The organism is Tistrella mobilis (assembly GCF_041468085.1).
In the GTDB taxonomy this organism is placed as follows: Bacteria; Pseudomonadota; Alphaproteobacteria; order Tistrellales; family Tistrellaceae; genus Tistrella; species Tistrella mobilis_A.
The window spans coordinates 3,144,777-3,151,328 of record NZ_CP121017.1 but is presented as its reverse complement, the minus strand read 5'-3'; the positions used below and the strand labels follow the sequence as shown (position 1 = coordinate 3,151,328).

Here is a 6,552-nt window from a genome sequence, read left to right as displayed (position 1 = left end):
CTTCCTCCCTCACCAGCCGTCATCATCGGCTGCGGCCGCCATCCCCGCGGCATCCAGCGCAATGGACGACATCGGCGCGTCGGCTTCAACCGAAAGTCGCATGACCAGTTCGGCGAAGCATGCTCCCATCATCTCGATTCCGGCCGGATCGAACAGGTCGGTGGCGAATTCGAACAACGCCTGTTTGTAATCGTCCGCCTCGGTCCCGGCCCCGTCCGGCACACGCGCGGGCACGATCGACAGCGTCAGGTCGAACTTCGCCGTGGCGGTGTCCGCGTCCAGCGGCGTCAGCTCCAGCCCCGCCACCCGCGGCGTCGCCCGTCCGGCGTTCTGCAACACGAACAGCACCTGGAACACGGGGTTACGTCCGGGATCGCGGGCAATGCCCAGCTCCTCCACCAGTCGGTCGAAGGGCAGATCCTGGCGGGCGAAGGCCTGGCCGGCATCCTCGCGCACGATCGCGATCGCCTGGCGCAGGCTCGCATCGCCTGGTATGCGGCTACGGATGGCGAGCGTGTTGGCGAAAAAGCCGATCAGCGGCTCCAGCTCGGGCCGCGGGCGTGCCGCCACCGGCGTGCCGATCGCAAAATCCTCCTGCCCCGAATAGCGGCCCAGAAGGTGGCGGAAGATCGCCAGCAGCACCATGAACGGGCTTGCCCGCTCCGCCCGCCCCAGGGCCCTCAGCCGGGCAAGGGCCATGGGATCCAGCGGCACCGCGATCAGCCCGCCGGCATCGCTGCGTATGGGCGGCCGCGGCCGGTCGGTCGGCAGCACCAGATCGGGCACCCCCGCCAGCCGGTCGCGCCACCAGCCGGTCAGCGCCTCCAGCCGGCCGCCGGCATAGCGCTGCCGCTGCCAGGCCGCCACATCCGGCATCTGCACCGGCAGGGGCGCCGGCGCCGGCACCTCGCCTGCCGCGAAGCCCGCATAGAACCGCGCCAGCTCGTCCAGGAACACCCCCATCGACCAGCCGTCAGAGGCGATGTGGTGCATGGTGATCAGCAGCAGATGCCGTGCCGGCCCCACCGGTACCAGGGCGGCACGGAACGGAATGTCCCGTGTCAGATCAAAGGGTTCGCGCGCCTCCGCCTCGGCCAGGGCCTGCATGCCCGAAGGCTCGGTCGCCGCACGGATCTCCAGAATGCCCATGCGTGCCGGCACCACGATCTGGCGCGGCTCGCCGTCCCGCACGATGCAAAGGGTGCGCAGCCCCTCGTGGCGAGCCAGGATCAGGTCGATGCTGCGCGACAGGGCCGCCCGGTCCAGCGGCCCCGACACCTCCAGTGCCATCGGCATGTTGTAGCCGGCGCTGCCCGGGTCCAGCTGGTCCAGGAACCAGCAGCGCGCCTGGGCGAAGGACAGCGGTAGCCCGTCTTCCGGCCGGCCGGCATGGGGGATCGGCCCGTCATCCGCGGCCCCCTCGGCCGGCGGGCCGCCGGCCAGGGCCGTGGTGGCGGCGCGCGCCGCCTCGGCGGCATCGATCAGCCCGGCCAGCGCCTCCACCGTCGGATCGTCCAGGAAGGCATCCAGCGGTATCTCGACCTTCAGCCGCTCCGTAATGCGCGACAGAACCTGGGTCGCAAGCAGGGAATGGCCGCCCAGATCGTAGAAATCATCCAGCGCGCCCACCCGGTCGATGCCCAGCAGTCGCTGCCAGATCCGCGCCACCTCGCGCTCGGCCGCCGTGCGCGGCGCCACATAATCCTGTGCCAGCGCGGGCCGTGCATGGGCGCGATCGGTTTCGGCCAGGAAGGCCCTGGCCCGCAAGGGATCCTGGGCGATCAGTGTCCGGAGGTCGTGCTGCGATACCCCGATCAGCGGCGCCGCCTGGCCCGCCGCGCGGCGCATGGCCAGACGGCCTTCCAGATCGGTCAGCCCGTCCGAAATATAGTCGCTCTCGTCGATGCCGGTGCGCTCCGCCCAGCGGGCCAGTGCCGCCACCGACATGCCGCTGTCGCGCCAGTCCGACCAGCGGATCGCGACCGTGGCCCCCGGGCGGGCAGGATCGGCGGCACGTGCCCGGGCGAAGGCATCGATGAACTCGTTCGCCGCCGCATAGCCCACCTGGCCGAATTTCACATGGTAGAGCACGGTACCGAGCGAGGAGCAGAGCAGGAACAGGGTCAGCGGGTCGTCCCGCGTCGCCTGGTCGAGCACCAGCGTGCCCTGAAGCTTGGCGGCCATCACCCGGTCGGTGCGCTCCCGCGGCCGGCCATGGATCACGCCCTCGTAATCGGCGAGGCCTGCCGTGTGCAGCACGGCGGTGATCGGCCCGAAGCGGCGGCGTGCCTCGGCCAGCACGGCCCCGACCGCCCGGGCGTCGGCCACGTCTGCGGTGGCGATCATCAGCCGCGTGCCGCGGGCCAGGATCGCCTGCAGGCGGCGGATGCTGCGGGCGATGCGGCCGGCCTCGCCATTCTCGGCCAGCCAGCCGTCCCAGTCTTCCGGCTCGGGGAAGACCGAGCGGCCGATCAGCACCAGCGCGCCGCCGGGGGCAAGCTCCGCCACCTCTTCGGCGAAGGCCAGGCCCATGCCGCCCAGGCCGCCGGTGATCACCGTCACCCCGCCCGGCGCGAAGCGCGGCCGGCCATCCCCCGTCAGCCGCCGCGGGGCTTCCTCGCCGACGAAGCGCCGGCCGCCGCGCCAGCTGGCCACCCGCGGTGCCTCTGCCCCTTCGGTCAGTTCCGCCAGCAGGATATCGGCCAGCCGCGCCGGTGCACCGGTGCCGGGATCGACCATACGGCAGAGGATGCGGTCATATTCCTGCGAGACGATCTTGGCCGCCCCCAGCAGCGGTGCATGATCGGGCCGGAGATCGTCTTCCGTCACCGGCAGAAGCCGGTCGGCCGCGACCAGCAGCCGGCGCTCCGGACCGGTGCCGGGGCTGCCGAGGGCCTGGAGCAGATGGAGCAGGGCATGCAGCCCCCGGCTCTGCACCGTGGCGATCGCCTCCACCCCGGCCAGGGGGGCCTCGGCCCCTTCCAGCGCCCAGGCATGGAGGATGGTGCGCGGATCGCCGTCCAGTGCCGCGATCAGGCTGCGGAACTGGGCCGGATCTGCGGGATCGAGCGTGAAGCGGCCGGGTGCCGTCTCGATGAACGCACTGCCCGGCTCGACCAGGGCGACCGTGTGGCCGGCGGCTTTCAGCCGGTCGGCCAGGATCGCGCTCACCCCCAGCGCGTCGGCCAGGATCAGCACCGGGCCGGCGATGGCGGCGGCGGCGTTGCCGGGCTCGGTCTCCCGGGCATCGATGGCCGGTGGCGGAATTTCGCGGCTGACCGGCAGCCAGAACCAGTCGGCCGGATCGGCCAGCCGCGGCGGCAGGGCCAGCGGATCGGCCGCGGTGGAGGCCGCCTGCGCTGCCGCGGGGCGCGGGATCTCGTGATGGCCACGCTCGAAAGGATAGCCGGGCAGGGGCAGCCGGCGGCGGCCGGGGCCGTAGAGCCGGGTGGCATCGATCTCCGCACCCCGGGTCCAGGCGCAGGCGACGGCGCGGAGCAGGGCGGTCTCGTCGCTGCCGTCGACCTCCAGCGTCAGGCTGCCATGGGGGGCGAGATCCAGGCCGAGGGCGGCCAGACGGGCGGCGATGGCCATATCGGGCCGGGCGAGTGCCACGGTCACCGGCTGGTCCGGCGCCATACCGTCGATCACCTCGGTCCCGCCATCCGCCCGCCGCAGCAGCACCCGGCGATGGGGCAGGCGTGCCCGGCCCGCAAGCAGGGTGAAGCCGGCATCCGCCGTGGCCGGAATGGCGGCGGCGCTCATGCGGTCCAGGGCGCTGGCGGTTGCCGCCGCGAAACACAGCAGCCGGGCCGGTGCGGCGGGGGGCGCCGGGCGGGGCGGGGCCTGTTCGATCACCACATGGGCGTTGCTGCCGCCCATGCCGAAGGAACTGATGCCTGCGCGCCGCGGCCCGGGGATTGCCGGCCAGGGGCTGAGGGTGGTTGCCAGACGGAAGGGCGTCTCGGCGATGTCCAGGGCCGGGTTCGGGGTCTCCGCATGCAGGGTGGGCGGCACCATCCCTGCCTCCACCGCCATCACCGCCTTGATCAGGCCGACCACGCCGGCTGCGGCGTTCAGATGGCCCAGATTGCTTTTGATCGAACCCAGCAGGCACTGCCCGCGCGGCACTTGGGGCCCGAAAGCCCGGGTGAGGGCCTGAACCTCGATCGGGTCGCCGATCGGCGTGCCGGTGCCATGGGCTTCGATCATGCCGATCTGGTCGGGCGCGATGCCGGCCAGTGTCAGCGCCTCGGCGATCACCTCGGCCTGGCCCTCGACGCCCGGGGCGGTGAAGCCGATCCGGGCGGCGCCGTCGTTGTTGGTGGCGGAGCCGCGGATCACCGCATGGATGTGATCGCCATCCTCCAGCGCATCCACCAGCCGCTTCAGCACCACCATGCCGCCGCCCGAAGCGGGCACCGTACCGGCGGCATCGGCCGCGAAGGCCCGGCAATGCCCGTCGGGGCTCAGGATCATGCCGGGGGCGTACCAGTAGCCCGTCGGTGCCGGCAGGTCGATCGAGGCGCCGCCCGCCAGCGCCATCCGGCATTCGCCGGCGATCAGCGCCTGGACCGCCAGATGCACCGCCACCAGCGAGGTCGAACAGGCGGTCTGAACGTCCACCGCCGGGCCGCGCAGATCCAGCTCATAGGCGATGCGCGTCACCAGGCTGTCGCCCGAATTGGCGAGCACCGCCTCGAAGGGGGTCGCGAGTTCGGCCGCCGCGGGATTGTTGAGCAGATGGGTCAGCAGATAGGTGCTGATGCCGGCGCCGGCATAGACGGCGGTGCGGCCCCGGTGCCCGGTGGCGCGTGGCGGCTGGCCGGCACGCTCCAGCGCCTCCCAGGCCAGTTCCAGCAGCAGCCGCGCCTGCGGGTCGATCAGCGCCGCCTCACGCGGGGCGTGGCCGAACAGTCCGGCATCGAAACCGAAGGGGTCGGCCAGCAGCCCCTTGCGCCTCACCCAGCGCGGATCGTCAATGCCGTCGTCATCCGGCAGGTCCGCGATGCCTTCGCGTCCTTCGGCCAGAAGTCGTGCCAGCGCTTCCGGTCCGTCGGCCCCGGGCACGCGACAGGCCATGCCGATGATCGCGATGTCGGTGGGCGACGGCGCGGTCCCGGCGGTGGTCATGCTGTGGTCGTCGGCGGGGATCATCGGCAGGTGCCTTCGGATCGGGGTTCAGGGGCCGCGGCGGCGGGCGGCAAGGCGGCTGCGGCCGTCCAGCCGGTCGGCAGCCGCACCCGGCCGGGCCGGCGCTGCCGGCGTCGTTCCCTCGTCGATCCGCCGGGCGAGATCGGCAAGGGTCGGGGCGGCGAAGAAGTCGGTCATGGCAAGCGTGACCCCCAGGCCGTCGGCGATCCGGGTCCGCAGGTCGACCAGCAGCAGCGAATGGCCGCCGACATCGAAGAAGTTGTCGGCCGGCCCGAACGCGCGATGGCCGAGCAGCGCCGCCCAGATCGCCGCCAGCCGGTCGATGGTGCCGCCGCCGGTCGCCGCCACGGGGTCCGCTGCGACCGGCGGGGGAGCCGGCAGGCGGCCGGTGTCGATCTTGCCATTGGCATTGACCGGCAGGGCATTCAGCATCAGCACCGCCGAAGGGACCATCCAGCGCGGCAGGAGGCCGCGGAGGGCGGTTGCAATCTCTGCCGGGGTGGCGGTGCCGGTGGCATAGAGCACCAGCCGTGGCTCGCCGTCGTCCCGGCGGAGCATCACATGCACCTGTGCCACGCCCGGAAGGGTCTGGGCTGCGGCGGCGATTTCCCCGGGCTCTATGCGATGGCCGCGCAGCTTGATCTGGCCGTCGCGTCGGCCGAGATAGCGGAGATGACCGTCAGGATCGCGGGCCACACGGTCGCCGGTGCGGTAGAGACGTCCGCCCGGAACGCCGGCAAACGGGTCGGGGACGAAGGCCAGCGCCGTGCGCACCGGATCGCCCGGATAGCCGTGGGCAAGGCCGTCGCCGCCCAGGCAGAGTTCCCCGGGCACACCGTCGGGCAGCGGCCGGAGATGGCGGTCCAGAACCTGCGCCGTGGTGCGGGCGATCGGCCGGCCGATCGGGGCGGCATCGATCGCCGGGTCGTCCAGGTCGAAGACCGTGGCGAAGGTGGTGGTCTCGGTGGGACCGTAGATGTTGGCGAAGCGGGTGCCGGGGCAGGCGGCGGCAACCGCGCGGACCCAGCGCATCTGCACGGCCTCGCCGCCGGTCAGCACCCGCCGGATGCCGGCGAAGGCCTGGGGTGCACGCTCGGCGATGCGATTGAACAATGCTGTGGTCACGAAGGCGACGGTGACGCCGGCTGCGGCCAGTTCATCCCCCAGGCAGGCGGGGTCGGCCAGCACGGCCTGGTCGACCAGATGCAGCCGGGCGCCGTTGAGCAGCGCGCCCCAGATTTCGAAGGTCACCGCGTCGAAAGACGGGTTGGAGAGGTGCGGGATCACGGTTTCCGGCCCGATCGCGGCATAGCCGCCGTCGACCATCCGGGCGATCACCGCCCGCCAGGGCACCGCGATCGGTTTGGGCCGGCCGGTGGAGCCGGAGGTGAACATCAG

Annotated in this window: 2 protein-coding genes (1 of these 2 cut by a window edge); both read right to left on the bottom strand. The window is 72.5% G+C overall.

All coding sequences use genetic code 11. From position 1 onward, the window contains the following. Window positions 1-9 precede the first annotated feature (9 nt). Window positions 10-5,157: a condensation domain-containing protein gene (locus P7L68_RS19965; RefSeq protein ID WP_372001024.1), complete on the bottom strand. Its 5,148-nt coding sequence runs from the start codon at window positions 5,155-5,157 to the stop codon at window positions 10-12. Window positions 5,158-5,181: 24 nt separating this feature from the next. Next, window positions 5,182-6,552, bottom strand: the end of a protein-coding gene (locus P7L68_RS19960) for an amino acid adenylation domain-containing protein (protein WP_372001023.1). It continues 14,139 nt past the right edge of the window; only the last 1,371 of its 15,510 coding nucleotides appear in the window; the start codon falls outside the window, past its right edge — the gene reads right to left on this strand; the stop codon is at window positions 5,182-5,184.